This window comes from Fictibacillus sp. BK138 (assembly GCF_004216955.1).
In the GTDB taxonomy this organism is placed as follows: domain Bacteria; phylum Bacillota; class Bacilli; order Bacillales; family Fictibacillaceae; genus Fictibacillus.
The window spans coordinates 1,331,269-1,356,853 of record NZ_SGXL01000001.1; the positions used below are offsets into that span (position 1 = coordinate 1,331,269).

Genomic DNA, 25,585 nt, shown 5'->3' on the forward strand with positions numbered 1-25,585 from the left:
TCCTCAAACACTATGCTCGTGGTAAAATAAAATGAGCTTATTTACTGGGGAGGATAACATGAAACGAAATCAACGTTATGAAACGAGATTAGAAAAGCGAAAACAAAATCGTTTTTTAAACATAGCAATCGGCCTGGTATTTTTGCTAATTGTTGTGGTTGCGTTCAATCTTTTCTCTGGAGATGAAAACGATACGGCATCAACATCAGAAAATGAACAAACTGAGAGCAATAATGTAACGAAAGACGATTCTTCTATAGAAATGGAATCAGATAAGGAAGACACAAATGAAGATTCTTCATCTGCCGAATCCGAGAATGAGTCAGATGATACGGAAACAAATACAGACGATGAAACACAATCTGAAAGTCCTGAAGGCGGAGGTCCTGAAGGCCCTTGGGAACCAATCGGAACTTCCCAAGCAGAGCCTCATCAGAAATCATACGACGACCAGTCTCAAGACTGGAAAGAGATGATTCAGGCACTTTCGTACGCGACAAACATTCCAGAAGATCAAATGACAATCTTCTGGCTCGGTAATGGCGGTGGTCCTGATTTATCTAAAGGTACCGTACAATCCAAAACTGAAAAGATTAAGTACGACGTCGTTCTGCAGTGGATTACTGAAAAAGGATGGCAGCCGATAAGTGTTACACAAGTACAATAAGGACGAACTAGACAATCTGCTCATAGGCTGGTTGTCTTTTTTCTTTTCATTTTTTATGGTTAATGCTTCAATAAGGGTATGAAACAGCTAGGAGTAATTATGAAAAAAACAAACTATATCATTGGAATCCTATTCATTGCAGTCTTACTGACATCTTGCAGCGAAACTAGCCAGCAAAAGAAAGTCCTTTACATATCTGCTGCCTCTAGTCTGAAAGAACCTGTGACCGAGTGGAAAGAACGGTTTGAAAAAACACATGAGGATATTGAGATTAAAGCGAACTTTGGTGCATCAGGGGTTTTAATCAATCAAATAAAAAACGGCGCACCAGCTGATTTAATGTTTTCAGCACAATCCCTTCAGAGGTTTATGTCTGACGATAAAAAAATTGATATAAAAAAAGAAGGAATTATTGCATCAAACGAGCTGGTCTTTGTCTCAGGAACGAAGGTCAGAACACCGGTTGACTCGATAGAAGATATACCTTCGAATGCCAAACTCGGAATCGGTGACCCTGATTTGGTGCCTGCAGGGTTTTATGCCGAAAAAGCACTGCAAAATGTAAAACATAAACAATATAATGTTATATACAGCCAAAATGCAGTACATCTAAAGGGATTGGTTGAAACAGGAGCTGTAGAATATGCCATCATGTATCGAACCGATGCACTTGAAAATAAAAGGATTAACATTATTAAAAATATACCGATTGACTGGTATCCAGCCATTCATTATCCTGTATATTCGTTTACCGAAAAGAAAGCTGCTAAGACATTCTTAAATTACACTAGTTCAAAAGAAGGGCAGAAAATTTTAAAGAAATATAATTTTAGAGAGAGTGTTAAACATTGATTCATCCATTAGTACTATCTTTAGAAACTGCGTTTATTGCTACGGCTTTTGTAGTGGCAGCAGGCTTGCCACTATCCTATTTGTTTGCTCGTTTGTCTTTTAGAGGAAAAATAATCATTGAAACAATCTTTAGCCTTCCATTAATTCTGCCTCCTTCCGTTGTTGGATATATATTATTGCTGCTGTTAGGAAAAGATGGTTTAGGCAGCTTAGGCATACAATGGGTGTTCACTTGGAAAGCTGCTGTTCTAGCGGCGGCAATCGTCGCTTTCCCACTGTTTTTTCGTACAGCAAAAGCTTCATTTGAAAATTTGGATGACAACATCATTGATGCTGCACGGCTGGATGGATCGAGTTGGAATATCTTTTATAGGGTAAGCATTCCGTTAGCGAAACATGGAGTGATAGCTGCTATAATGCTTTCTTTTTTAAGAGCGATCGGAGAGTTCGGTGCAACTCTTATGATTGCGGGGAATATACCAGGTGTCACCCAAACAGCACCGCTTGCTATATATGACCATGTTCTTTTAGGAGATGAACAAACCGCTCTGGTTTTATCGTTGTTCCTCACACTGTTTTCATTTGTTATGTTGGCGATTAGTTCAATTTTTGCAAAAAAATCAATTTGACCATGACTCTGAATGTTTTTCAGAGTTTTTTATTTGATTTATTTACGGATTTTCTGGGATCCGCAGGAGTCTCGAACCTTGTACTCCAATCACCTTGTCAATAAAGAGAAGAATAAATGAACCCTAAGCAACAAATCTTTGAATGGTTAACAGGTTCATCCATTTGAAAAACACAAGAAATTGTGTTATTTTGGAACCTGTAAACATTTAATTCATAGTATATTGATAGGAATAATATATTTTATAATTTGGAGTGACAAAAATGGGACGAGAGTTTATTGAACTTTTTGATGAATGGTCTTCTTCTTATGATGAAACTGTGGCTGGGGAGACACAAGAATACAAGGAAGTTTTTCATAACTATGACTATATTCTTGAAACTGTGGTAAATAAATCAGGTCATGCAGTTTTAGAATTCGGCGTGGGAACAGGAAATTTAAGTGAAAAGCTGCTTTCAAAAGGTAAAACGGTTATTGGAATCGAACCTTCTAAAGGAATGCGAGAAAAAGCTTTAAAACGAAATCCAGAACTAGTGCTGCATGATGGAGACTTTTTATCTTTTCCCAAATTAGACAGAGAGATCGATACGATTGTCAGCACGTATGCGTTTCATCACCTTACAGATGATGAAAAAGACGAGGCTATCGGACACTATAGCCAGCTGCTTAAAAAAGATGGTAAAATTGTTTTTGCAGATACCGCATTCCTTCATGAAACAGAAAAAAAAGAACGCCATGAAAGAGTCAAAGAACAAGGATATTTTAATCTTTTAAAAGACTTGCAGACGGAATATTATACAACTCTGGATGTACTCGATGAAATTTTCAAAAAACACGATTTTGATATCACATTTGAAAAGCTAAATGAGTATGTCTGGCTTATGGAAGCGGTAAAAAAATAGATATTGGAGATTTAACATGAAGAGAATTGGAATTATTGGTGCAATGGAAGAAGAGGTTGTTCTGTTAAGAGAGCAACTATCAGACCTTCAGGAAAATAAGCTTGCAGGCTGTGAATTCTATCAAGGATATTTAAACGGTCAGGAAGTCGTTCTTTTGAAATCAGGAATAGGAAAAGTAAACGCAGCGATTGGTACTACTCTCATGATTCAGATGTATGAACCTGATGTAATATTGAATACGGGATCTGCAGGAGGTTTTCATACTGATCTGAATGTAGGCGATGTTGTAATATCCACTGAAGTACGACATCATGATGTAGATGCAACTATTTTCGGATACGAATATGGGCAAGTGCCTCAAATGCCTGCGAATTATAAGCCTGACCAAACATTAATCGAAGCAGCTGTTAAAGCGGGTGCTCGTGTTGAAAACATTCAAGTCGCAAAAGGTTTAATCGCATCCGGTGATTCGTTTATGAGTGATCATGAGAGGGTAGAAGACATACGCAAGAAATTTCCAGCATTGTATGCAGCTGAGATGGAAGCGGCAGCAATTGCACAAACATGCTATCAGTTTAATGTTCCTTTTGTTATTATCCGTTCATTGTCAGACATTGCCGGGAAAGATGCCCGTGTATCTTATGACCAGTTTTTGAAAACAGCATCTAAGAATTCCGCAGAACTTGTTCAAAAAATCGTAGAGGAGCTGAAATCATAATGACAAAAAAAATGAATGTTGAAAGCTTTAATCTTGATCATACAAAAGTTGTTGCACCATATATCCGTTTAGCAGGTACGACTACTGGAGCCAACGGTGACGTAATTCATAAATACGACATCCGCTTCTGCCAGCCTAACAAAGATCACATGCCAATGGAAGGTCTTCACTCAATCGAGCACTTGATGGCAGAAAATATCCGCAATCACCATTCTACTGTTGTAGATATCAGCCCGATGGGTTGTCAAACTGGTTTCTATCTATCTGTTATCAACCATGATAACTATGATGAGATACTGGAAGTTTTAGAAAAAACACTTAACGATGTATTAGAAGCCACTGAAGTACCTGCATGTAATGAAGTACAGTGCGGATGGGCAGCAAATCACAGCCTTGAAGGCGCTAAAGAGATCGCACGCAAGATGCTTTCTAAAAAAGATGAGTGGCACGTTGTTTTCGCTGAATAGAGGGCTGAAAGAATGAACTATTATAAAAATGTGCATGATTTGATCGGCAATACTCCTCTCATGGAGATTACGCAGTTTTCTCTTCCAGAGGGAGTACGCCTTTTTGCAAAACTAGAGTTCATGAATCCAGGTGGCAGTGTAAAGGACAGATTAGGAATGGAACTTTTAGAAAGTGCCCTCTCTTCCGGAAAGCTTAAACCTGGTGGAACCGTTATAGAACCAACTGCAGGCAACACAGGGATCGGCCTTGCGCTTGCTGCGATCAACAAAGGCATCAATGTTTGTTTTGTTATCCCTGAAAAGTTCAGTATTGAAAAACAGGAGCTCATGAAAGCTCTTGGTGCAAAAATTGTTCATACTCCAACTTCTGAAGGAATAAAAGGTGCCATAAAGAAAACAAAGGAACTCTTAAATGAGGTGCCGAACTCTTTTTCGCCTGCTCAATTCTCAAATCCAGATAATCCTAACACGTACTACAAGACGCTTGGTCCAGAAATTTGGAGGGACCTTGAGGGAAAAGTGGATGTTTTTGTTGCTGGAGCAGGCACAGGCGGTACGTTTATGGGAACGGCCCGCTATTTGAAAGAGAAAAATCCTGCTGTTAAAACGGTTATAGTTGAACCAGAGGGGTCTATTTTAAATGGAGGAGAATCCGGTCCTCATAAAACGGAAGGAATCGGTATGGAGTTTCTTCCCGAATATATGGATTCTTCTTATTTTAACAGCATACACACGGTAACAGATGAAGATGCTTTTAGACGCGTTGCGGAGCTTGCAAAAAAAGAAGGACTGTTAGTCGGCAGCTCTTCAGGTGCTGCTCTGCATGCATCTTTAGTAGAAGCACAGTCAGCCAAAAACGGTGATATCATCGTAACCATTTTTGCAGACAGTTCTGAGAGATATTTAAGCAAGAAAATTTATGAAGGAGGCATCTGATATGAAAAGAAAAACACAATTAATCCACGGAGGCATTCCTTCTGATAAAAATACAGGAGCGGTTGTCTATCCGATCTATCAGGTAAGCACATATAAGCAAGATGATGTTGGCGTTCATAAAGGATTCGAATATTCCAGAACAGGAAACCCTACACGCCATGCACTTGAAGAATTAATTAAAGATCTTGAGGGCGGAAAGCGCGGATTTGCTTTTGGGTCAGGTATGGCAGCTATTACGGCAGTCATGATGCTTTTTGATTCAGGAGACCACGTGATTTTAACAGATGATGTATACGGTGGAACTTACCGTGTCATGTCAAAAGTTTTAAACCGTCTTGGAATCGAATCAACTTTTGTAGATACAACAGATATCAATCAGATCGAATCCGCTCTAAAACCGAATACAAAAGCTCTTTATGTTGAAACGCCAACAAACCCATTATTAAAAGTTACAGACATTGAAGCAGCAGCTAAATGGGCTAAATCTAAAAACCTTCTCTTTATGGTAGACAATACGTTTAATACACCTTACTGGCAAAATCCAATCGAACTTGGTGCAGACATCGTATTGCATTCGGCTACAAAGTATATCGGTGGCCATAGTGACGTTGTCGCAGGACTTGTCGTTGTAAACGATGATAAGCTGGGCGAAGACTTGCATTTTGTGCAGAACTCTACTGGAGGGGTTTTAGGACCTCAAGATTCTTGGCTATTAATCAGAGGAATCAAAACATTAGGTCTAAGAATGGAAGCTCATGAAAGCAACACGAAGAAAATTGTTGAGTTCTTAAAAGAGCACCCTTCCGTTGAAAAAATATACTACCCAGGTCTTGAAGACCATCCTCAGCATGATATCGCAAAAAAACAATCTGGCGGCTTTGGCGGTATGGTATCGTTTGATGTCGGTAGCGAAAAAAATGCAGACGCACTCCTGAAAAAAGTGAAGTATTTCACATTGGCTGAAAGTCTAGGCGCGGTGGAAAGCTTGATCTCAGTTCCTGCAAGAATGACACATGCTTCAATTCCAGCAGATCGGAGAGCAGAGCTTGGAATCACAGACGGATTAGTTCGTATCTCTGTAGGAATTGAAGATGCAGAGGACCTGATCGAAGATTTAAAGAATGCATTAAACAACTAATTATAAAGAGCAAGCGCTGATGCGTTTGCTTTTTTTTTTTGGAGGTGGCGTCTTTTTCAGGCGAACATTTTTCTGTGGTGAAATTTTTTTGTACGGTTAAGTAGAAAATTTGTTCGGTTAACCGCTATTTTTGTTCAGTCCTATTTTATTTGCTTATTCCAGAGAGAACATCTAGAATCAAGTGCAAAATCTTAAGGAAAGACTGTGCTAGCACCGAAAGCTACTAATGAAGTGCGGAAGCAACAGCGGATTTTATCACTATTTAGCCATAGTTTTTTCACTAGATTGTCAAAAAGTGCTTGGCAGGTAGCTGACTTACCTATGTTATTCTGTTAATAGAGGTTAGGAGGTAGAAGCTGCATGACAAACAAAATTGAGAAAGAATTACAAAAAAAGATGGCTGACTACCAGCGCTTTGGCTTTATTTTGTTGGCAGTAAGCACATTCTTCTATTTAGGATTAGTACTTCCAGTGGAAGACAAAAACTTTATCCAATCGATTACTCTAGGTATCGCTTCATTAACATGTTTAGGCTTTACCGCACTTATGTACAATGTGGTTAGAAAGTGCAAAGTGCAATTACAGGAAATCACAAAATAAAAACTAATTATTAATTTCACGTACCGTCCCTTAAAAAGGGGCGGTATTTTTGTTTATATAGATTAAAAATAGGGGTATGAATACTGAATAACTGTAAAAGGTCATACTAAGTTTTAACAATTTCAAGAAAAGAGAGAAGTGGTTTTTTGGGTATTATATGGGCACTTATCACAGCGGTTTGCTGGGGAAGTATTGTATTAGTCAGTGAAAAACTCGGAGGTGACTTTCATAGCCAAACCTTTGGAATGACACTTGGAGCCCTGCTGTTTTCGCTTGTAGCTTTCTTTATTGTTCAGCCTGACCTTAGCTTGGCTGTCTTTGCCATCGGTGTGGTCTCGGGAATCTTCTGGGTAATTGGACAGCGAAATCAATTTGCGAGTGTTGATTATTTAGGGGTTTCAAAAATTGTTCCATTATCTACAGGAATGCAATTGTTTGGAACCACCCTCTTCGGAGTACTGGTTTTTCATGAATGGAAAACTACGACGGAGATAATGATCGGACTTGCTGCGATCTGCTCGATTGTGGCCGGGGCATTGCTGACTTCCCGCCGAAGCAAGAAAGGAAACGAGAAAGATAACCAAAATTTCAAAAAAGGCATTACGATCCTCTTAATTTCAACTGTTGGATATGTTACATATGTCGTAATAATTAGATGGTTTGAAGTAAACGGGTGGCAGGCAATTCTCCCTCAGGCTATAGGTATGTTTTTGGGAGCACTTGTGATGTCAATGAAACATAAACCCTTTAATAAATATTCAATGAGAAACATTTTGACAGGTTTGATCTGGAGCACGGGGAACTTGACACTGCTTCTTGCATTGCCACTGATTGGAATAGCGACAAGTTTTTCTTTATCACAAACAGGTATTATTATTTCCACTCTAGGCGGAGTTTTTATACTAGGTGAAAAACGCAGTAAAAAAGAAATCATTTGGGTTATTTCAGGATGTGTACTGATCATTCTTGGCGGTGTGATGTTAGGATTTACAAAAACGTAGAAAGAGGAGTGGATTGGATGTATCCAGATCTAGAAAGAAAAACGGTGATCATCACAGGAGCGGCTACGGGAATTGGGAAAGCTTGTGCCATACGCTTTGGACAAGAGCAAGCGAATGTAGTCATTAACTATCATTCTGATAAGCAAGTAAAAGAAACGGATGCAATTATTGATGAAATAAAGCAAAACGGCGGAAATGCAATTGCCGTTCAAGGGGACGTAACAAAAGAAGAGGATATCAAGAACTTAATAAAAAAGGCGGTAGAAGAATTCGGTTCGCTTGATGTGATGATTAATAATGCCGGAATTGAAAACGAAGTTCCTTCTCATGAACTTACTTTAGAGGATTGGAACAAAGTGATCTCAACCAACTTAACCGGTCAATTTTTAGGATGCCGGGAAGCGATTGATTATTTTCTGGAAAATGATATTCAGGGATCCATCGTAAATATGTCGAGTGTTCATGAAATTATCCCATGGCCGCATTTCGTTCACTATGCAGCAAGTAAGGGCGGTATTAAATTGATGACGCAAACCCTTGCTTTAGAATATGCGCCAAAAAAGATTAGAATTAACAGCATAGCCCCAGGTGCAATCAATACACCGATCAATGCAGAAAAATTTTCAGACCCAAAGCTCAAAGAAGGAGTATTGAAACTGATTCCCATGGGATACATAGGAGAACCTGAAGAGATTGCAGCCACTGCCGTCTGGCTCGCATCAAAACAGGCGAGCTATGTAACAGGATTAACTTTGATTGCTGACGGCGGAATGACGCTGTACCCGGGATTTCAAGCAGGAAAAGGCTAAAAAAACACGTCCTCCGATTCAGGAGGACGTGTTTTTTAGGCTCTTTTCAAAAAGATTGTTGCTTTTTGGATATTTTCTTTTTTTCTTCCTATGCAAGTTGATTGAAGCGTAAGGTGCGAGACTATCGGAGAGCAACAATGAATACGAAAACAGCCGTTTTTATAACAGAATACCTGTTAATGTTCCAATACATAAAAGAATTCCAAAAGCCATGTGAAGCATGGCAGTTAATCCTAGAGCCTTATTAAGCTGCTTGGCTTCCCAAGTGGATACTGCAATCTGCAGCCCTTTTAATGCGATAGGAAGTGTTATAGCAGCAATCAGACTCCAAGCAGGTAAAATATTTAAAAGCACTAAAGCAATTAAACTAACGTACGTACCAAGCATTAGAATATAGTACTCGATACGAGAGGCTTTCCTGCCGATCAAGCCTGCAATAGTCGTTTTCCCAATCTGTTTATCTGTATCGAAATCCCTTAAATTATTGGCATGCAGAATGGCCATTACAAGAAGAGCATTTGGTATGGCTGCCAAAAAGACTTCCATGTTCAGATTGAGTGTTTGTGTATAAAAGGATCCAACGACAGCTAGAATTCCGAGAGTACTGCCAGAAGCTATCTCACCTAATCCGTTATAAGCTAATGCATAACGTGTAGCCGTGTAAAAGTAACCTACCAATAAGGAAGGAATACCGATATAAAGAACAACTGGTCCGGTTAGTGCTGTCAAAATCAAGCCAATAATAATACTTAAGCTGAAGAAGATTAATCCTGTGATGTACACTTGACGAGGTGTCATTTCCTTTCGGTCGATAACACCAGACGGGCTTAAGGAACCAGGAATATCTGCACCTTTAACATGATCAAAATAATCATTTACAAGGTTTGTGCCGCATTGTAAAAATACAGCTCCAAAAAGCGTGAGTAAGAATGTAGTCCAGTTGATGCTTGTCCATTGCAAAGATAAAATCGTTCCGAAAATAACAGGTATGACTGATGCTGTTAATGAAAAAGGTCTTGTAGAAGCGAAAATGACCTTTGGATGTATCATTTGTGTTTCCCCCTTTACGCTTATTATTATAATAAAAGTTTGTGAAAGTGTACACATAAATAACTTTCATAAATATTACCCAATTTTTAAAAAAGAAGGAAACTTTTCTGAGCAGAATGAATATCCTTTTAGAGGCAAAAAAAATCTTTACAACACTTGGTAAATTGTGTATGATTTGCTAAGTAAAGTAAAATTAAAAAAGGAGGTTGAACAAAATGATTTTAAAGTTGCGTACAACAATTAAACTGAATAAAAATTTACGTTCGACCGCCAACTGGAGCAGTATGTCTATTTAATCTGTTTAAAAGACACCGCAGGTCGAATGCCTGCGGTTTTTATATGACCATTTTTGCACCGCAGGGATTTTCTGCGGTGTTTTTTATATAAAAATTTAAAGGAGGAGATTGCAATGATAATGGTAGGAATTACACTGCTTACTTGGCTGTTAACGGAGAAAAACTCGACCTAAACTAAAAAATATAATAACGAATTAGGAGTGAATAACAATATGTTTACATTACATTTGTTTTTTGTAACGATTACCTTTTCAATTAAAAGAACTCATAGATCAGAAGAACAGTACATGGCTGATAGGAGAGTAAAATCTCTATATGATCGGGCTAAAGAAAAGGCAGCATATAATATATCTTCAATGCTTTAAAAAAAATCAGCGCCCTCCACGATGAAAAGTGGATAGGCGCTTTTTATTTTATACAAGAGGGTAGATAGTAAGAAAGGTTATCGGTAATACGGTTTCCAACACGGTATCCGAAAGCACTTGGTCTGCCGTTAATGATAAATGTACCTGTCATACGGTGCCCTTCAATCGTTCCTTTTTGTGAATCGAAGTTCATTTTTGGAAGAGGAACGTACTTCTGATAAACACTCACATAATGTTCATACGTTTTATGTTTGTCTTGATCGAGAAGCTTACCTTCTCCATCAAATATTCGAACCGTATCCCCTTCGCGGCCAAATACAGGCTTTTGTACAAACATCTCTTTATTTTTCAGGAAAAGATCAGGTTCTAAATAGGTAGGTAAAAAATATTGACCGATCCATTCGTGTTCCTCTTCTGTAAAAAAAGCAGCGCGTTCTTCGTGCATACCCCATATGACTGCAAGTACAGCTTTACTCTGTAATAAAAATGCAGAAGGAGGATTCACAATTGCAAGCTTCTTTTGTATTACAAGATCAGTCAGCTGCAGACCGATCTCCTCATCTGTTGTTATGTCTTTATCCTGAATTAGCAATTCGATCGGAAATGTCTGACGGTACAAGACATCAATCTTTTTTCCTTTTGTATCATAAAGCCCTTCATTCTTCCTGATAATAAGCTGATCTAAAGGAATGTATTGAGAAGGGAAACCACAAAGATTTTTCAAAAAAAGTACGGTCTCTTTATCTTCTGTATTGTCATCATGAGATGTAAATACAATGTTTGGTGAATGCGAAGATTTTAATCCTCGATAGGAGGTAAGAATCGCTGATCGAACAGCACGTTTTAGTTCCTCTTCCGAACCTGTATTGGGATCATTACCCCCGAAATGTTCAGAAATAAGACCGTTTATTTTAAAGCATTCATAGATAAATGTAGGTGTATCACTGTTAAACTCCATCACTTTGTGTCCATCAAGAGTTTCAATAGAATCGATTCTGCCGATCACTGTTTTTGGGAGTTCTGTATGAAAGCGGAGAAACGAAAACAATGAATCCGGAAACCCTAAAAGTCTTAAAATATCATTTTCCAAGCTTTGTGATTGAAGAAGCTCTGCTGTTTTAAAAAGAATGTGACTCACTCTGGAACCGAATTCCTTAACTGAATCGGCTACTTCTTTTTCAATAAAGAAAGGTGAATACAACGCATACTCTTGTCCATACATATCTGCCCAAAACTCTGGAATCTTCTCATAGAATTTTTTTCTTTGTTCAATATAGCTCATGATTAAACCTCCGGCGCTACATACATTCATGAAAACTGATATCATAAACATAACAAATTATAAAAGGGATGAGAATAATGGAATTAACTTATTACATAGAAAAATCAGATGGATATGAACCTTTCTTAACTTATAAAATACCTGAAAATATGCACAATGATGAAAAATATGCGAGACAGTTATGTGAGTTTTTCGTTACAGGACAAAAAGAGTATGAACTGCAATCCAATGAAATGAAAGGGAGCGAAGAGATTTTAATCGTTAAAGAAAAAGGTCCTGCTAAACGTTTCTCAGATGAGACAAGCTACAAAGGAAGAGGAATCTTTTTAGAGTTCAGGCGATACCAGAGTACAGGTGATATGCCCCTTTTGCATGTACAAGCATTAAACAGCCATTGGGATGTTATGAGGTATCTTTTAAAAGACGTAGTTGAGATACCAAGACAAGGTCAATTTTTACGAGATTCAGCAGAGCTTGATGAAGACCGAGCAGTTTACGTGATGTATGTAGGGGAAAAAATATAAGCATGCGGCAAAAGCTGCATGCTTTTTATATTTAATATGTAAGACATTGTGCGATTACCCAGCCTACAGAAAGGCTAAGAAACATAACGAGCAATCCCACCGCTTTGTTATCAGCATCTATAGCTTTTGAAATACTTGAACGAATAGCGAGGTGTTCTGCAACGAAAAGTGCTGCAATTTGAGCAACGATCCCTACCGCTCCCCATATAAGCAGATCGATAATGCTTAATGAGTTAGCGATGGAGGAGCCGATTACAAAAGCAAGACCAAAAAGTCTTCCACCTAAAGACAGTGCAGCTGCTGTATTACCTTTGCTGATCAACTGAAGTTCCTTCGTCTTAGTTGATAATTCAAAGATAATAAATCCTGCAAATAAAAGGCCGAGGCCTGTAGCCGCATATAAAGCAAAATTAATAAATAAATTCATCATTACAACTCCTTAAATTTTATCCTCCGAAGCCTTTGCTGCTTCCGAACCCAGTACTTCCGCCTTTAAAGCTGGAGCTCTTTTTGTATGACTTATACTTTGAGTTTTTCAATAAACTGCTTGTTCCGCTGAAATATCTGCCTCCAAAGAAGTAATAACCGAAATAGCGGGAATTCGTATCATCACATTCATAGACGCCGTCATCTTCATCCCATTCCCAATCCTGGCATTCAGCATCAGTAGGTTCTGGTGGAAGCTCCTGTGCTTGATCGTTACAACCTGAAAGCATAACTGCTACAGAAGCAGATGAAACACCTGCAATAAGTTTCTTTGTTTTATTCATGTTTTCACCCCATTCAAGCCTAATTATAGATGTAATCCCAATTCTTGAAAACCATTTATTTCTATTACGTCAATGAAATAAAAAGGTTCCATTTTAGATGTACAGACACACCCAAGCCCAGCTTCGCATAAAGATAAAGGAGTAAGAATTGTCTTGGAGGTGCTGTTATGTCATTAGTAGGTGTGTTGGCCTATTTTTTTAAAGAAGTCATGCTCTTTGTGTCATATGTTAAAAACAATGCTTTTCCCCAGCCACTGTCTGAGAATGAAGAAAAGCAGTACTTAAAAGATATGGCGAACGGTGATGAAACAGCTAGAGGATTGCTGATCGAGCACAATCTTAGACTTGTCGCGCATATTGTAAAAAAATTTGAAAATACAGGGGAGGATACGGAAGACCTTATTTCCATTGGTACCATCGGATTGATTAAAGCCATCGAGAGCTATTCAAGAGGAAAAGGAACGAAGCTGGCGACTTATGCAGCCCGTTGCATTGAGAATGAAATATTAATGCACCTCCGTGCGTTAAAGAAAACCAAAAAAGACGTATCCCTGCACGACCCGATTGGAACGGACAAAGAAGGAAATGAGATTACGCTTATTGATGTTTTAAAAGCTGAGACTGAAGATGTTGTGGACGCCATTCAGCTAAAAATGCAGAAAAAGAAAATTTATGATTATATTCATGTGTTGGATGACCGTGAAAAAGAAGTAATCGTTGGACGTTTTGGCTTGGATCTGCAAAAAGAAAAAACACAAAGAGAAATCGCCAAGCAACTTGGTATATCAAGAAGCTATGTTTCGCGGATTGAAAAAAGAGCGCTGATGAAGCTTTTTCATGAATTCTATAGAAGCCGTCAGCAATCAGAACGGTGATAGATCAAAACAAGAGGCTGGTAACATTTACAGCCTTTTTATTTTTTGCTTCGGGCAAACTAAAGAAAAAAAGGAGTTTTTTAAATGGCTAGAAGAAAAAGACAGCCTGTCGTGCCAGAAGCACGTGAAGCACTTGATAAATTAAAAGCAAAAGTGATGAAAGAAGCAGGATACAACGTTTCTGAAAAATCTCCAGATGATGTGAAGTATGAAGTCGCTAAAGATATGGGGGTACAACTTGGCAAAGGTTATAACGGTACGATTACTTCAAAAGATGCAGGGCGTGTAGGTGGGCAAATTGGTGGCAGGATGGTTAAAGAACTTATCCAGCAAGCAAAAGCAAATCTAAATAAAGAAGTTCGTTAACAAATAAAAAAGAATTACTGTGTTTAAATCATATAAACAGGGAATAGAATAGGTAAAAACAGGAGGCGTTGATATGCAGGAAGCTGTTTTATATGGATCTTTCGTGGTGATGTTAGCCTATTTTATTTATGCGGCAATCGCAGAATAATAAAAAATCTCTCCAAAAAGGGGAGTTTTTTTATGCAAAAAAATAAAATTGATAAAAAATAAACTTCATAGTCGATTTTTGTTTGAATATTTTTTATAATAAGAAAAGAGTGTAAATACGTACATAATAGGGGGAAGAATATGTTATTACAAGATTTAAGGCAAACATGGGAACTTGATTCTGTTTTTCCTGGCGGCAGCGATTCAAAAGAGCTTCTTGCAGAAATAAAATGGGCGGAAGAGGAAGTTAAAGTCCTCGCAAAAAAATCGGAAGAATTTACTTTTACTAACGAAAGCTTCTTAAAGTTAATCTCAGAAATGCAAAGTTTCTCCGAAAGACTGTCAACTACAGGTGCATTTGTTGGCTGTTTGATCGCGCAAGATGTTAAGGATAAAAAAGCGATGGGACTGCGTGGACGATTAGAATCTGTATATGCCGCGTTTTCCAATGTGGGATCAGCACTTGATAAGCAGTTGATGGAAATCTCCGAAGATACATGGAAAGACGTAGTCAGTATGCCAGAGTTTAAAGATATTGCATTCACACTTAACGAGAGAAGAACACAAGCCAAAGAAAAATTGGGCATTTCCGAGGAATCTTTAATCAATGATCTTGCTGTAGATGGATACCATGCATGGTCCACGCTTTACGATTTAGTGGTAGGAAGAATTAATATTAAAGTCGAAATTGACGGCAAAGAAGAAGAATTATCCGTCGGTCAAGCAGAAAACAAATTTTCTAATCCTGATCGTAAAATACGAAAAGATACATTTGAAAAGTTCGTTGAGGCATGGGATAACGAAGGAGAATTTTGTGCAGCATCACTTAATCATATTGCAGGGTTCAGAAATGAGATCTATAAACATAGAGGATGGAAAGAAACACTGAAAGAACCTCTTGCGATCAACCGTATGAAAGAAGAAACACTTACGGCCATGTGGGATGCTATTTCATCACAAAAAGATATTTTTGTGAAATATCTAGATCGTAAAGCAGAATTACTTGGTTTAGAAAAACTAAGCTGGTACGACGTAGATGCACCGCTTTCTTCTGCAAACAGCAAAATGAGCTATGATGAATCAGCGCAGTTTATTGTTGAACATTTCCGTTCTCTTGCTCCTAAGATGGCTGATTTCTCTGAGAAAGCTTTTCTGAAAGGATGGATTGAAGCAGAAGACCGTGCTGGAAAAAGACCAGGAGGTTTCTGTACAGGTTTCCCGACTAAGAAAGAAACGCGTATTTTCATGACGTTCTCTGGGACACCAAGTAATGTATCTACATTAGCACATGAGCTTGGCCACGCATTCCATTCAGATGTACTAAAAGAATTACCTTATTATGCAACGAATTATGCGATGAACGTTGCTGAAACGGCATCTACTTTTGCTGAAATGATCGTAGCAGATGCTGCAGTTACAAATGCAAAAACAAAAGAAGAAAAGATTGCTCTTTTAGAAGATAAAGCACAGCGTTCTGTAGCATTCTTCATGAACATCCATGCACGATTCTTGTTTGAAACTAGAATGTATGAAGAAAGAAAGAACGGTCAATTATCTGTTGAGCGTCTGTGTGAGTTGATGGAAGAAGCTCAAAAAGAAGCATTTAATGGGGCTCTAGCTGAGTACCATCCATATTTCTGGGCATCTAAACTTCATTTCTACATTACAGATGTACCGTTCTATAACTTCCCATATACATTTGGATACTTGTTCTCAGCTGGGATCTACGCAAAAGCAAAAGAAGAAGGACCTTCATTCGAAGAGAAATATATCGCACTTTTACAAGACACTGGCAAGATGGAAGTAGAAGAATTAGCACAAAAACATTTAGGAATTGATATTACGAAACAAGATTTCTGGTTAAAAGGAATTGAATTAGCAGCAGCAGATGTAGAGGAATTCCTTGAACTAACTCAAAAATAATAAAAGCCTGTTTTCGTAAACTTTGTTGTTTTTGAATGTGATTAATTTCCGCTCTTCGGGCTCGCTTTCCGCAGGGCGTGCGGTGAGCCCACTCCGTACTTCGTACATAGAGTGGGCTCACCTGTCCCGGGTCGTCCTGCAGGACAAGGAAGGCTTCGGCAGCTTTACATCGCACGAAGAAAATGTGACTTTCCATTTTCGAGGAGTCTCGCCCTTCCGATCCAATTAACTGTTCAATGAAGAACTTTAGAAAATCCTTCAATAGCTACAATGTTTTAGAAATAAGCCTAAAAAATAAACCGCAGATTAACTTCTGCGGTTTATTTTTATCTTTTTTCAATGGATATGGTACTGATCATTAATATGGCTAAACCGATCGTCAGGAACATATAGAAGAATCCCGGTAAAAAGTTAATTGCCAGATAAGCGGCAGCCATTAAACAACCAGCTACCGTAATCGGTACTCCCACAAACGATCCTGTAAATTCTGTAATGTTAAATCGTGCTAGACGAATTGCTCCGCACACGATGAATATGATTGTAAATATGATGCCAGGCACGCCGAACTGATGAAGTTCAGCTTGATAAATCAAAAATGCAGGTGCGATCCCAAATGAAATTAAATCACAAAGTGAATCCAGCTGTTTACCGAACTCAGACTCAATATTCATTTTCCTCGCAACCATTCCGTCAAAACGATCAAACAAACCAGCTAAAAATATTAAGATAAATCCGATTTTTAAATCACCATTCATCATAAATAACAAGGCTAAGGCGCCAAGTGATAAGTTGATCAAAGTTAAGAAGTTTGCAGTTTGTCCCTTCACTTTCTTAACAGTTGAATCAATGCGCTCTCTTTCAATCATAAACATCCGATCACTCCTCAAATAGAACAACAAAGCAGGATATAAATATATATCCTGCTACGTTTAGTTGCTTAAAAGTATATAACTATTTTATTCATTATATTCCAATTAGAAAAGCTCGTTGTTTTTGAAAGTAGTTGATTTCCGTTCCAGGTGCTCGCTTTCTGCGGGGCGGGCGGTGAGCCTCCTTGAAACTACGTGTCATTAGGAGACTCACCTGCACCACTCGACCCGCAGGACAAGGAAGGCTTCGTCAGCATTACATCGCACGAAGAAAATGTGATTTTCATTTTTCGAGAAGTCTCTTGCACTCCAATCAACTTAGCAATGAAAAAAACACCATAAGTAACAATATTAGAAATAAGCCAATATTTATGATTCTTTGATGTTGTGCTTTTCTTCCAGGTGATTATAAACGGTCTTTTCAGATAACGGTACTCCTGTCCGGTAGGCAGCTCTAGAGATCATATGTCCTGCAACTGGTGCTGTCAGAAGAACAAAGAGAATGCCTAAGATCAGTTTCCCGCTGAATACATTCATATTGGAATAGACATAGATAGCAGAGCCGATTAGGACACCTGAGACACCTAAGGTTGAACTTTTAGTTGCTGCGTGGAGTCTTGAATAAACATCTGGAAATCGTAAAACACCTAAGGTTCCCGATATAACAAAAAAGGTGCCAATGATGAGGAAAAAACTAATCACGATCTTGATCAATAATAACACCCTTTTCCAAGAATTTTGCAACAGCGACAGTTGCAATAAAAGTCAATATTCCGATAAGCAGTATAATATCGTTTAATTGGACCGTATCCAAAAGAATCGCCATTAACCCGGTAATCGCAATTAGATTAATACCAATTGTATCAAGTGCAACAACACGGTCAGGATTCGAAGGGCCGACAACAGCTCTGTATAGAAGTAGAAGTATAGAGATGGTTATCACGAATAAACATATATAGACAACCATAGAGAACCAATCAGTCATCGTGTTACCTCCCTTATCGCTTTTTCGAAAGTATCTTTAATTCCAACAATCGTTTGATTCACGTCAGGCAGGTCTATAGCATGAATATAAATATATCGCTGGTCTCTTGAAACATCTACAGAAAGTGTTCCTGGAGTGAGTGTAATCAAGTTAGCGAGCAAAGTGATTTCCCAATTCTTTTTAACGTCGATCGGCAATGCAATAATACCTGGCTGGAAATCAAGTCGTGGCTTGTATACCCACTTTAATACCTCTAAATTAGCTAAGATTAATTCTTTTAAAAAGAGAAAGATTAAATACCCGATCGCTTTCACGTGTTTAAAGTAATAGGAATCAGGTATGAAACGATTAAGCAGAAACAGCAGCGCCGCCCCAATCACAAATCCTACCAAAAAACTTGCGAATGAGTAGCTCTCAGATAAAAACATCCAAATGACGCCGATCAGCAAATTTAAGATAAGTTGAAATGTCATTGAACTACTCCTTTAAGACAAAATCAATATAGATTTGAGGATCGATAAGGCTATCAGCTGCGGATTGGATATATGGATAGAACCATTCAGCTCCAACTCCAAGCACAATTGAGATAGCGATTAAAAAACCAGAAGCGGCAAGGCCGGAACGTCTGACTTTTTCCTTAGGCTCTTCTTTAACCTCACCCCAGAATGCTCCGATGAAAATTCTGATTACTGAAAACAAGATTAACAGACTGGATAAAAGACCGATTCCCGCTGCAAAATAATGTTCTTCGTCAAAAGCTCCTCTTAATAGAAGATACTTTCCGATAAAGCCGCTAAATGGAGGGATTCCCGCAAGTACGAGGGCAGCGATGAAGAACATCCAGCCCAAAAGGGGGGATGTTTTAATATATCCGCCCATCTTATTCAGATTAGAAGTTCCTGCATGCCATACAAGTAAACCTGCAAGGAAAAACAATGCAGCTTTGATTGCCATATCATGCACAAGATAATAAATCGTTCCAGCTAGGGATTCAGCAGAAAAAGTACCGATCCCAAGAAGCATGAAACCAATCGCGGGCATAATATTGTAGGCGATAATCAGCTTTACATTTGAAGTCGATAAAGCACCTATTACACCGATCAGCATTGTAATCGATGCGACCCATATGAAGAAGCTATGCGTCAGCTCAAGTTTGTGAGAGAAAATAAGTGTATAAACTCTAAGCATTGAATATACGCCAACCTTAGTCAGGAGCGCTCCAAATAAAGCTGAAACAACAGGAGATGGAACGATATATGACTTCGGCAGCCAAAAGTACAGTGGAAACAAAGCTCCTTTGGTGGCAAATACTACAAATAACAATATAGCGATTCCAGTTAGTACCCCTTGCTGCTCAACCTCTGCAACACGTTCACCTAGCTGTGCCATGTTGACAGTACCTGTTACGGAATAGAGGAAAGCAACTGTAGTTACAAATAGGATAGAAGAAAATAAGTTTAACAAAATATATTTTACTGATTCGCGAAATTGCTGTTTGGATCCCCCAATAATGATCAGTCCATATGAAGCCATCAATAGAACTTCAAAAAATACAAACAGGTTGAATAGGTCACCTGTCAAGAAAGCACCGCTCACCCCAGCGATCAATAGAAAGAAAAGGGGATAAAAATAATGCTGCACCATCTTGCTTGTAACAGAAGATGATGCAAAAATTACTGCAGCTAGAGCAATAACATTTACGGAAAGTATCATAATAACTGAGAGCTTATCTGCTACAAGGATAATTCCATAAGGTGCTTTCCATCCTCCTGTTTCAAGAATCAGTGGATTATTTTTAAACACATAATAACTTAAGTAGATCGATACTCCTAAATTTAGAATTACAGTTAAATATGAAATTTTCATTGTCAGCTGATGCTTTTTATTAAAGAAAACGAGAAGAGCACCAACGAACAATGGAATAAAGATTGGCAAAAATACTAAATTACTCATCATCCGTTCCCCTTAGCTGATCCATCATATCGGTTTTATTGCTCTGGTATGTCCGGTACGCAAGCACCAGCAAAAAGCTGGTTACACCGAAACTGATTACGATTGAAGTCAATATAAGCGCTTGAGGAAGAGGATCCGTATACTCGGTGATTCCCTTTTCCAAAATTGGCGGAGCACCGCGGTTTAATTTCCCCATAGTCAATATAAAGAGGTGAGCGCCGTGAGAAAGCAGCGCTGTTCCCAGAACAATTTTTAAAAGTTGTTTTTGAAGCAATAGATATACGCCGGCTGCAAATAAAGTTCCGGCAAGTATAGACATTACAATTTCCATTATTGATTCATGTCTCCTTTATCCCGGTATTTTATCATGGCAAAAATGCCAAGCGCAGCTAGTCCAAGAACTGCTATTTCAAACAGAGTATCCAAGCCACGGAAGTCAACTAGAATTACGTTAACGATGTTATCTCCGCCGCCAAGCTTATATGAATTATCAACAAAATACTTTGAGATGCTCTTGAACGACTTTGAGCTGTGCGAAGCAATCGCTACTATTGTAAGTAGTGCTCCTGTTGAAACAGCAATCGTTAGGTCGATTAGTTTTTCAGATTTACTTTTATCTGATTTTTTAAGTTTGGGCAAATGTGCAAAACATAATAAGAATAAGGCGACAGTTATTGTTTCAACGATAAGCTGTGTTAATGCGAGATCAGGTGCTCTGAAGAAAACAAATAACAGGGAAAGACCGTAACCTACGACTCCAATGACAATTATTGCAGCAATGCGCTGATTCATCCATATGGTTGCAATTGCAGCTACGGCCATTACGAAGCCTACAAGTACTTCTGGCCATGTAACAGGTGCCAGATCATCAAACGAAATTGTAAAACCATCTGTGTAGTACATGAAGATTGAAGTTGATACAACCAAAAATACTAAAATGATAGAGAGATACAGACGCAATGAACCTGTCATATAAAACTCAGTAATAGATTTAGAAGATTTTAATAATCCATTAACCATTGTCTGATACCAATGATCAGATGAAAATTTCCCTGGAATCTTATTATAGACAGGCTGCCATCTCTTTAACGTATAGGCAAGTAAAGCACCAACACCTATCACTATTAACGACATATAGAACGGTGTGTTCAGACCATGCCAGAAAGCCAGGTGTGTATGTGGCAGATCTCCTGTTACTGCAGCAACTGCTGGAGCAAGTAACGGCTCATTTATAAGATTTGGAAGCAGACCCACAGCGATAACAAAGATAATTAGAATGATTGGTGATAATAGCATACCAATCGGTGCTTCATGGGGCTTTTTCTCTAATTGATCTGTTTTTTGTTTACCGAGGAATGTTCCAAATACCAAATACATGGAATAAACAAAGGTAAAGATGCTCCCTAAAACGGCGAAAATAGGGATCCATTCAGCAAACGTCCCGGCAAGTCCACCGGATTGTTCCAATTTCAATGAAGAATCAAAGAACATTTCTTTACTTAAGAATCCATTGAAGACCGGCAGGGGTACACCAGCCATTGAAAATGCTCCGATAAACGCAAGCGTAGCTGAAATCGGCATAAAGGTATATAATCCGCCTAGTCTTCTTATATCTCTCGTTCCTGTTTCATGATCTACAATACCTGCAATCATAAAAAGACTGCCTTTGAATGTAGCATGATTAAAAATATGAAAGATCGCAGCAAGAATAGCCACACCGGTTCCAAAACCGAGCATCGCCATGATCATACCCAGCTGACTGATTGTGGAGTACGCCAATATACCCTTTAAATCGGTTTGTCTTGAAGCTAGAAATGAACCTATGCAAAGTGTAATCAGCCCAATTCCTGAGACGATAATAAAGAACTCGTCTGTTCCACTGAAGATTAACGAGAAACGTGCTACTAAATATAACCCCGCTTTAACCATTGTCGCAGAATGCAAATAAGCACTGACAGGTGTTGGAGCTTCCATTGCATCAGGAAGCCAGCTGTGGAAAGGGAATTGTGCTGATTTAGTAAATGCTCCAAGCAAAAGTAATAGTAGAATAGGTATAAAAAGGTCACTTTCTAAAATGTCTGACCGGTTAGCGATCATCATCCGAATGCTGTTAGTTTCTGCTGTGATCGAAAGGAGAATAAGAGCACCAAGCATCGATAATCCGCCAAACACTGTTACTAGCATGGATTTTTGTGCACCGTATGTTGACCGTTCACGGTAGAACCAAAAACCGATTAATAAGAAAGATGATATACTCGTAAATTCCCAAAACGTATATAAAACAAATACATTATCCGACAATACAACCCCGAGCATTGAACCCATGAATAAAAGCAAATACACATAAAAATGAACGAGCTGTTCTTTTCGCGATAAATAAAAGATGGAATAGAGTACAACGAGTGAACCGATTCCGGTGATTAATAGCGAGAACAACATGCTTAGTCCGTCCAAATAAAAGCTTAACTGGATATCTAATGACGGGATCCAATCCGCAGTGCTTTGTACAATTTTTCCTTTCGCTAAAACAGGTAATTTAGAACAAAAAATAATAAATAGAACAGCTGGAACAGGCAATACTAGCCATCCAGTATGTATCCGGTTCACTTTTTTTGCAGACAATCCTATTAGGAGAGCTGCTAAAAAAGGAAGCAGTATGTAAAAATGCAGCATAAAAACCGGTAAACCTCCTTAAAACCTAAAAATAATCGTCATTTGTCCATTACATTGTAAGCAAAACCTTTCCGGTTTAGCAAATCATTTACTGGAAAAAAACACTCTCAAAATACGGTTTTAATTAAACTCTTGAATATCCTTCCCAAAAAATACCTAACCTATTTGAGAGGTGATTATAAATGAGACGTCTCATTACATACGGATTACTAATCATTTTGTTTCAATTAACAGGATGTTTTAATGATTCTGTCTACAAAAAAGACAAAGACAGCCCTGTTTTTCAGCCGAGAGAGTATTACAGAAAACATATAAGTTTCTCTGAAACAGGCGTGTTTACTGCTTCCTCTCTTGCTGAAGAAATGAAAGATGAAATTACAAAAGACACGTTTGTAAAACATGCAATAGTAATTAAGCAAGATAACAAATATTTAGTAGCGATAAAAATTAAAGCGTATCATCGAAAAAAGGCAGAGGCAATAAGCAAACAATACAAAGAGTACTGGGAAGAAAAATGGAAGATACCTGTTGAGGTAACATTTAGTCCAAATGATTATCGAAAAGCGGAATTAATGCTGAGAACAAAAAAAAGAGCGTAAATTACGCTCTTCATTAAACCTACATTAGAATCTGCTGCAACCTAACATGCAGTGATCTTCTATCAATTTCTTTTTTTATAAGTAGAATAAAGTCATTGCTAAGTTTAAGTTCTCTAGCTTTCAGGTAAGATTCAATTAACAGGTCGTCCGAGAGTTTTTCCATAATAGAGCCGTTTTTAAGCGGCTTGGTCACCTCCTGTTTTCATGGTTAATCTTCAATTTTAAGTATTCTAAAATGCTATGGAATTCATAAAATGATAAGTTAATGTTTTATGTATTTGAAGCTTACCATGTATTGTAAAATAGAACAATCGTTCGTTTATCCACAGTGTTTGGTGGATAAGTTGTGGGTAAAATGTTAACATCTTTAGAAAAGGTAACTAAATACTAGGTGGACAATGTGAATAAGCTTATCCACATTGTAGAGCAGGGGAACAATTTGTCGAAAACTTTTTTAGCGAGGGCGAAAAAGGAGTTCTTTTGTCTAATTAAGTTGAAAAACCGTTTGTTCTTCCTCACATTACTGGTAAAATAGAAACGTTCATTAGGAAATGTGAAGAGGTGCTAGAATGTTAAAACATTTTTTGCCGGATCAGCATGTTCAAAATATATTGGATATTACACCGGAAATGTTAGTAGAACGTGGAGTGAAAGGGATTATCACAGATTTAGATAATACGCTTGTGGAATGGGATCGACCTGAGGCAACTCCTGAATTGATTAAATGGTTTACTTCTATTAAAGAAAAAGGCATTTTGATAACAATTGTTTCAAATAATACTCAGCATAGAGTAAAAAGCTTTTCTGATCCTGTAGGGATTCCATTTATCTACAGTGCAAGAAAACCGATGACTAAGGCTTTTAAAAGAGCGCTAAAAGATATGAAATTAAAAAATCAAGAGGTTGTTGTCATAGGAGATCAGCTGCTGACAGATGTTCTTGGTGGAAACAGAATAGGATTACATACGATTCTTGTTGTTCCAGTAGCGAGCAGTGACGGATTCTGGACAAGGTTTAACCGTAAAATTGAACGTATTATATTGTCTTGGATGAAACGAAAAGGCATGATCCATTGGGAGGAATAGGTTTGGAACAAGTAAAGTGTGTGGGTTGCGGTATTTCCATACAAACCGAGGATAAAGAAGCGCTTGGATACGCACCACTTTCGGCATTAACGAAAGAGCTGCCTATTTGCCAGCGCTGTTTTCGTTTAAAACACTATAATGAAATTCACGATGTGAGTTTATCAGATGACGATTATCGCAAAATTGTCTCCAGTATTGGAGAGGAAGATGCACTTGTTGTAAAGATTGTAGACATTTTTGATTTTAATGGAAGCTGGCTGCCTGGACTTCACCGCTACGCAGGTAAGAATCCTATCTTACTGGTAGGTAATAAGCTGGATCTCCTTCCTAAATCAGTAAACCCTAACAAAGTGATTCATTGGATGAAGAAGGAAGCCAAAGAGCTCGGACTGAAGCCGATCGATGTGCAGCTTATTTCTGCTGAAAAAGGATATGGAATCGAGGAATTAGCGGATAGCATTGACCATTACAGACAGGGTAGAGATGTTTATGTAGTAGGCTGTACAAACACAGGTAAATCTACATTCATTAACAGATTGATAAAGCAGTTTGGAGAAGAAACTTCCGACTTTATCACAACCTCTCACTTCCCTGGTACAACTCTGGACTTAATTGATATTCCCCTAGATGCACAAAGTCACATGTATGATACCCCTGGAATCATTAATCATCACCAGATGGCTCATTATGTATCTAAAAAGGAACTGGGTATCATAATGCCCAAAAAGGAAATCAAACCAATAGTGTTCCAGTTAAATGAAATGCAGACTTTATTCTTTGGAGGACTTGCAAGGATGGATTATTTGAAGGGTGGTAAACAATCCTTTGTTTGTCATTTTTCTAACCATTTAAGCATCCATCGCACGAAGACCGAAAAAGCAGATGATCTTTATGAAAAGCATCTTGGTGAAATGCTGGCTCCCCCAGAAGATACAGTTAATTTTCCAAAACTGAAACGTTACGAATGGATGATCAAGGAAAGCAAAACCGATGTGGTTATTTCAGGATTAGGATGGGTTACATTCCCTGAAGCAGGGGCCAAGGTTGCTTTCTATGCTCCAGAAGGTGTATCAGTAACGATTCGAAAATCCTTAATTTAAGGAGG

At 38.3% G+C, this 25,585-nt stretch carries 31 protein-coding genes; 19 read left to right on the forward strand and 12 right to left on the reverse strand.

The genetic code is table 11. The annotated features are described in order from the left end of the window. Nucleotides 1-58: 58 nt before the first annotated feature. From EV282_RS06450 to EV282_RS06500, 11 genes are all read left to right on the forward strand, one after another. Nucleotides 59-667 carry a YrrS family protein gene (locus EV282_RS06450; RefSeq protein WP_165389381.1) on the forward strand — a complete coding sequence of 203 codons (609 nt, stop codon included), beginning with the start codon at nucleotides 59-61 and terminating at the stop codon, nucleotides 665-667. A gap of 99 nt (nucleotides 668-766) precedes the next feature. Continuing rightward, nucleotides 767-1,519, forward strand: coding sequence for a molybdate ABC transporter substrate-binding protein (gene modA, locus EV282_RS06455; protein WP_165389382.1), 753 nt, complete (start codon nucleotides 767-769; stop codon nucleotides 1,517-1,519). Further along, the gene (gene modB / locus EV282_RS06460) at nucleotides 1,516-2,148 is read left to right on the forward strand and encodes a molybdate ABC transporter permease subunit (protein WP_130294750.1); all 633 of its coding nucleotides are present in this window, start codon (nucleotides 1,516-1,518) and stop codon (nucleotides 2,146-2,148) included. The genes modA and modB overlap by 4 nt, the downstream gene beginning before the upstream one ends. A 262-nt stretch (nucleotides 2,149-2,410) precedes the next feature. After that, nucleotides 2,411-3,049, forward strand: a complete 639-nt coding sequence (locus EV282_RS06465) for a class I SAM-dependent DNA methyltransferase (RefSeq protein ID WP_130294752.1) — start codon at nucleotides 2,411-2,413, stop codon at nucleotides 3,047-3,049. A gap of 16 nt (nucleotides 3,050-3,065) precedes the next feature. Beyond that, entirely contained in the window at nucleotides 3,066-3,767 is a 702-nt protein-coding gene (mtnN, locus tag EV282_RS06470; protein ID WP_130294754.1) for a 5'-methylthioadenosine/S-adenosylhomocysteine nucleosidase, read from the forward strand. Beyond that, a complete protein-coding gene (locus tag EV282_RS06475; protein WP_130294756.1) occupies nucleotides 3,767-4,234 on the forward strand; it encodes an S-ribosylhomocysteine lyase in 468 nt (155 codons plus the stop codon). The genes mtnN and EV282_RS06475 overlap by 1 nt, the downstream gene beginning before the upstream one ends. A 12-nt stretch (nucleotides 4,235-4,246) precedes the next feature. Beyond that, nucleotides 4,247-5,170, forward strand: a complete 924-nt coding sequence (locus EV282_RS06480; protein ID WP_130294758.1) for a PLP-dependent cysteine synthase family protein — start codon at nucleotides 4,247-4,249, stop codon at nucleotides 5,168-5,170. A 1-nt stretch (nucleotide 5,171) separates the two neighbouring features. After that, nucleotides 5,172-6,308, forward strand: coding sequence for a bifunctional cystathionine gamma-lyase/homocysteine desulfhydrase (locus EV282_RS06485; RefSeq protein WP_130294760.1), 1,137 nt, complete (start codon nucleotides 5,172-5,174; stop codon nucleotides 6,306-6,308). A gap of 360 nt (nucleotides 6,309-6,668) precedes the next feature. Next, nucleotides 6,669-6,908 carry a YrhC family protein gene (locus tag EV282_RS06490; protein WP_130294762.1) on the forward strand — a complete coding sequence of 80 codons (240 nt, stop codon included), beginning with the start codon at nucleotides 6,669-6,671 and terminating at the stop codon, nucleotides 6,906-6,908. A 146-nt stretch (nucleotides 6,909-7,054) separates the two neighbouring features. Next, nucleotides 7,055-7,909 (forward strand): GRP family sugar transporter, encoded by an 855-nt coding sequence (locus EV282_RS06495; RefSeq protein WP_130294764.1) that lies wholly within the window; start codon nucleotides 7,055-7,057, stop codon nucleotides 7,907-7,909. A gap of 17 nt (nucleotides 7,910-7,926) precedes the next feature. Beyond that, nucleotides 7,927-8,718, forward strand: coding sequence for an SDR family oxidoreductase (locus tag EV282_RS06500; RefSeq protein ID WP_130294766.1), 792 nt, complete (start codon nucleotides 7,927-7,929; stop codon nucleotides 8,716-8,718). Between the two features lie 159 nt (nucleotides 8,719-8,877). Here EV282_RS06500 and menA read toward each other — a convergent pair whose 3' ends face one another. Then, entirely contained in the window at nucleotides 8,878-9,768 is an 891-nt protein-coding gene (menA, locus tag EV282_RS06505) for a 1,4-dihydroxy-2-naphthoate octaprenyltransferase (protein WP_165389383.1), read from the reverse strand. Nucleotides 9,769-10,276: 508 nt separating this feature from the next. Here menA and EV282_RS20675 point away from each other — a divergent pair. Then, nucleotides 10,277-10,429 (forward strand): YrzI family small protein, encoded by a 153-nt coding sequence (locus tag EV282_RS20675; protein ID WP_130294770.1) that lies wholly within the window; start codon nucleotides 10,277-10,279, stop codon nucleotides 10,427-10,429. 43 nt (nucleotides 10,430-10,472) lie between these two features. Here the strand turns inward: EV282_RS20675 and EV282_RS06515 are convergent, their stop codons facing one another. After that, nucleotides 10,473-11,711: a glutathionylspermidine synthase family protein gene (locus EV282_RS06515; RefSeq protein ID WP_130294772.1), complete on the reverse strand. Its 1,239-nt coding sequence runs from the start codon at nucleotides 11,709-11,711 to the stop codon at nucleotides 10,473-10,475. A 77-nt stretch (nucleotides 11,712-11,788) separates the two neighbouring features. Between EV282_RS06515 and EV282_RS06520 the strand changes: the two genes are divergently transcribed. Further along, nucleotides 11,789-12,235 (forward strand): RNA helicase, encoded by a 447-nt coding sequence (locus EV282_RS06520; protein WP_226535243.1) that lies wholly within the window; start codon nucleotides 11,789-11,791, stop codon nucleotides 12,233-12,235. 31 nt (nucleotides 12,236-12,266) lie between these two features. Here the strand turns inward: EV282_RS06520 and EV282_RS06525 are convergent, their stop codons facing one another. Continuing rightward, nucleotides 12,267-12,662: a DUF350 domain-containing protein gene (locus tag EV282_RS06525; protein WP_130294774.1), complete on the reverse strand. Its 396-nt coding sequence runs from the start codon at nucleotides 12,660-12,662 to the stop codon at nucleotides 12,267-12,269. A 19-nt stretch (nucleotides 12,663-12,681) separates the two neighbouring features. Continuing rightward, on the reverse strand, nucleotides 12,682-13,005 hold the full coding sequence (locus EV282_RS06530; RefSeq protein ID WP_130294776.1) for an aminotransferase yhxA: 324 nt from the start codon (nucleotides 13,003-13,005) through the stop codon (nucleotides 12,682-12,684). 167 nt (nucleotides 13,006-13,172) lie between these two features. Between EV282_RS06530 and sigK the strand changes: the two genes are divergently transcribed. From sigK to EV282_RS06545, 3 genes are all read left to right on the forward strand, one after another. Continuing rightward, nucleotides 13,173-13,880, forward strand: a complete 708-nt coding sequence (gene sigK, locus EV282_RS06535; protein WP_130294778.1) for an RNA polymerase sporulation sigma factor SigK — start codon at nucleotides 13,173-13,175, stop codon at nucleotides 13,878-13,880. A gap of 84 nt (nucleotides 13,881-13,964) precedes the next feature. Then, nucleotides 13,965-14,246, forward strand: a complete 282-nt coding sequence (locus tag EV282_RS06540) for an alpha/beta-type small acid-soluble spore protein (protein WP_130294780.1) — start codon at nucleotides 13,965-13,967, stop codon at nucleotides 14,244-14,246. A 288-nt stretch (nucleotides 14,247-14,534) separates the two neighbouring features. Continuing rightward, nucleotides 14,535-16,316, forward strand: coding sequence for a M3 family oligoendopeptidase (locus tag EV282_RS06545; RefSeq protein ID WP_130294782.1), 1,782 nt, complete (start codon nucleotides 14,535-14,537; stop codon nucleotides 16,314-16,316). Between the two features lie 326 nt (nucleotides 16,317-16,642). On the opposite strand, the gene pssA is transcribed toward EV282_RS06545, so the two are convergent. The 7 genes from pssA to EV282_RS06580 all read right to left on the reverse strand — a co-directional run bounded on the left by pssA (nucleotide 16,643) and on the right by EV282_RS06580 (nucleotide 22,796). Next, entirely contained in the window at nucleotides 16,643-17,188 is a 546-nt protein-coding gene (pssA, locus tag EV282_RS06550; RefSeq protein WP_130294784.1) for a CDP-diacylglycerol--serine O-phosphatidyltransferase, read from the reverse strand. Nucleotides 17,189-17,554: 366 nt separating this feature from the next. Next, the gene (gene mnhG / locus EV282_RS06555) at nucleotides 17,555-17,908 is read right to left on the reverse strand and encodes a monovalent cation/H(+) antiporter subunit G (RefSeq protein WP_347400182.1); all 354 of its coding nucleotides are present in this window, start codon (nucleotides 17,906-17,908) and stop codon (nucleotides 17,555-17,557) included. Then, nucleotides 17,880-18,170 carry a Na(+)/H(+) antiporter subunit F1 gene (locus tag EV282_RS06560; RefSeq protein ID WP_066291186.1) on the reverse strand — a complete coding sequence of 97 codons (291 nt, stop codon included), beginning with the start codon at nucleotides 18,168-18,170 and terminating at the stop codon, nucleotides 17,880-17,882. Before EV282_RS06560 ends, mnhG begins: the two co-directional genes overlap by 29 nt. Then, a complete protein-coding gene (locus tag EV282_RS06565; RefSeq protein ID WP_130294788.1) occupies nucleotides 18,167-18,643 on the reverse strand; it encodes a Na+/H+ antiporter subunit E in 477 nt (158 codons plus the stop codon). Before EV282_RS06565 ends, EV282_RS06560 begins: the two co-directional genes overlap by 4 nt. Before the next feature lie 4 nt (nucleotides 18,644-18,647). Then, nucleotides 18,648-20,123, reverse strand: coding sequence for a Na+/H+ antiporter subunit D (locus tag EV282_RS06570; RefSeq protein WP_130294790.1), 1,476 nt, complete (start codon nucleotides 20,121-20,123; stop codon nucleotides 18,648-18,650). After that, a complete protein-coding gene (locus tag EV282_RS06575; RefSeq protein WP_066291178.1) occupies nucleotides 20,116-20,454 on the reverse strand; it encodes a Na(+)/H(+) antiporter subunit C in 339 nt (112 codons plus the stop codon). The genes EV282_RS06570 and EV282_RS06575 overlap by 8 nt, the downstream gene beginning before the upstream one ends. Continuing rightward, a complete protein-coding gene (locus tag EV282_RS06580) occupies nucleotides 20,454-22,796 on the reverse strand; it encodes a Na+/H+ antiporter subunit A (RefSeq protein WP_425590190.1) in 2,343 nt (780 codons plus the stop codon). Before EV282_RS06580 ends, EV282_RS06575 begins: the two co-directional genes overlap by 1 nt. 182 nt (nucleotides 22,797-22,978) lie before the next feature. On the opposite strand from EV282_RS06580, the gene EV282_RS06585 reads away from it, so the two are divergent. Continuing rightward, nucleotides 22,979-23,395, forward strand: a complete 417-nt coding sequence (locus EV282_RS06585) for a hypothetical protein (RefSeq protein WP_130294792.1) — start codon at nucleotides 22,979-22,981, stop codon at nucleotides 23,393-23,395. Between the two features lie 19 nt (nucleotides 23,396-23,414). Here EV282_RS06585 and EV282_RS06590 read toward each other — a convergent pair whose 3' ends face one another. Next, nucleotides 23,415-23,558, reverse strand: a complete 144-nt coding sequence (locus EV282_RS06590; RefSeq protein WP_130294794.1) for a sporulation histidine kinase inhibitor Sda — start codon at nucleotides 23,556-23,558, stop codon at nucleotides 23,415-23,417. Between the two features lie 406 nt (nucleotides 23,559-23,964). Here EV282_RS06590 and EV282_RS06595 point away from each other — a divergent pair, with 406 nt between their 5' ends. Then, a complete protein-coding gene (locus EV282_RS06595; protein ID WP_066291170.1) occupies nucleotides 23,965-24,480 on the forward strand; it encodes a YqeG family HAD IIIA-type phosphatase in 516 nt (171 codons plus the stop codon). Then, entirely contained in the window at nucleotides 24,477-25,580 is a 1,104-nt protein-coding gene (yqeH, locus tag EV282_RS06600) for a ribosome biogenesis GTPase YqeH (RefSeq protein ID WP_130296919.1), read from the forward strand. Before EV282_RS06595 ends, yqeH begins: the two co-directional genes overlap by 4 nt. Nucleotides 25,581-25,585: the final 5 nt, after the last annotated feature.